1 protein-coding gene is annotated in these 2171 nt (G+C 44.0%); it reads right to left on the bottom strand.

Annotated features, from left to right (window positions below; translation table 11 throughout):
* Positions 1–196: 196 nt before the first annotated feature.
* Positions 197–1894, bottom strand: a complete 1698-nt coding sequence (locus HFC70_RS26260; RefSeq protein ID WP_168476280.1) for an AIPR family protein — start codon at positions 1892–1894, stop codon at positions 197–199.
* Between the last annotated feature and the right edge of the window lie 277 nt (positions 1895–2171).

Genomic DNA, 2171 nt, shown 5'->3' with positions numbered 1-2171 from the left:
GCTTGGGGCAGCCGATGGCAGGCGGCGTCGGGCGTCATCCTCGGGCTTGACCCGAGGATCTGATGGGGGAATTGTCGTATGAGTGTCGACTGATGAGGATGGCCGTAGTTGGCCTTGGGTTAAAGCCAGCTCGCCATTCCGCTCAACAACCCTCTAGCTGCAACTTCCAAAATCCGCCATCCCTATCGTTGTATCCTTAAGATACGCCATCAACCCTTGAAAGTATCATTATTGTCAATGGAGGTGACTTTAGTAGATCTCTCGAAATATCTGGATCAGGTATAGCCACTCTAATAAGTTTTTCTAGCCTATCAAACCACACGCCCTCATTATGGGAGAATAGGTTGTAAATTGCCGTATTTTTGCTTGCACAATCGAATTTTTTAAAATTCTCTCTACAATATTTTGAGGCAGCGCATAAAATATGCCAACGCAGTTTTGAATACCTACCATCAAATTTCTTATTTGATATCAATAATTTCAATCTATAATGAGCATAGCAAGCTGTATAATATATTTCTTCGGCGACGCCAGGCTTAAATACTTCATTAAGTAGCTCGCTTGTCAGCCTATTGGGGTATCGACTTGCTACATCTGGCCGCATTAAAGAAATTGCAGCAAAGCAACGTGCGGTTTCCCTAACGTCAAATATGCGGACGGGAGCAATATTTTCCGGGCCATATTGACCTTTTCTTCGCTCGAAGTAGAGACGATTCAATTCACCCACCCCTCGCGCGTTAAAGTATCTTTCTAAATCTCTCAAAACGCTAAGTGTAGAAATAAACTGCGCATCCTCAACTTTTGACTGCCTGTTGGTTGCGCGAACGATATCGTCGATAACGGTGGGCTCATCTGCTTCAATCAATTTTACCATCAAGCTGACAGTAGGATCCACTTGCTCATCCAGTGAAATCAACACATTTGAAGTTTGGCACCCATTAACAATTTGAAAGTCGCGGATAAAAATCTCCTGTCCGGCAGGTCGAACGCTAGACGCTACGATCGTAATTCCATTGTTCATAAGTCCAAAGCGCGACTTTCGATTTTTTTCACGTAATGTTTCCGCAATCTCTGTATTCACTTCTGAATCAACGCCAAGGAAATCTCGGACATTTTCTTCGAAGAGCTTCTTCCGTACAGTTCCGTCGCTATTCTTTAGCACGGAATCGATAAAGCTTCTGGCAAGAACGGTTGCGACATAGGCATTATTAATATTTGGAGCAGCTGGAAAAGGAGCATACCCCACTGTGGGCAGCCTAGCCTCTACGGGGCCATCAGCGCCAAGCCACAATTCGTGAATTACATCTCTGTGGGCTTTAAACAATTTTGTATCGTGTGAATAACCTAATCGCTTGAGCGTATCCTGACCAATTATAAATGCTGCGTTTATTTCTACCGCATCAGTATCCGGTGCGGCGGAGAGAAAATAAGCATATAAATCTGGAAGTCCATTTTTAACCCGGCCTATATTCTCATAGAGTTTTTTGAACATGGACTTGAAATCAGCCAAATACTGGCTGTGTGGCTGCGCTGGAAACTCAGATAGATAGTCCGATATTGCCGCGACAAACGAGTCAATTTCCATCTTTGACCAACTGGTGGATGACTTCGCCTGTGTAAAAACTATAGAAACATGATACTCTCTTTTACTTTTATCAAATATCTCAATCAATTCATCTTCTGAAAAGACGGCTCGATCATCCAAAAAAAGCATAGCGCCGTCTATTCCGGGATCTGCTCCCTCATAAACGATATCAGAAACTTCGATGCTGTCCGCCGAGTATTTCGAAAATACACAATAGTTTACAAAGGCTTCAAAGTTTTTTGAGAATTCAAATGCGGCTCCAAAATTCTGACAGAAGGTGTCAAAGTAAGATTTTGTAACTAGATGCATAGATCCCCCCCCAAACGCCATTGGACGTAATTCTTAATTGAGTCCCTTAAGCAATTCATCTTATGCGATTAATTTTGGATTTTTGCAAATACGTTAACATTTACAAGACCCGCATGCCGTCTCCGGCTTTCCTATTGTTACCCATGTGGAGGTAGTTAAGGTTGCAGGACCTTGGGATAGACCAATGCGGCATCTGCTGTAGGTCCTCCGCTCAAGCCCGAGGATGACGGCGGCGAGCGTGAACGGCCATGCACCCCGTAGCTTTCCCCTCCCCAAC

Source organism: Agrobacterium sp. a22-2, assembly GCF_012276985.1.
In the GTDB taxonomy this organism is placed as follows: Bacteria; Pseudomonadota; Alphaproteobacteria; order Rhizobiales; family Rhizobiaceae; genus Allorhizobium.
This window is presented reverse-complemented; position numbering and strand designations above follow the sequence as displayed.

What these genes read in the sequence shown, in the direction of transcription:
- HFC70_RS26260 (WP_168476280.1), bottom strand. Translation starts at nt 1,894, where the DNA reads ATGCATCTAGTTACAAAATCTTACTTTGACACCTTCTGTCAGAATTTT.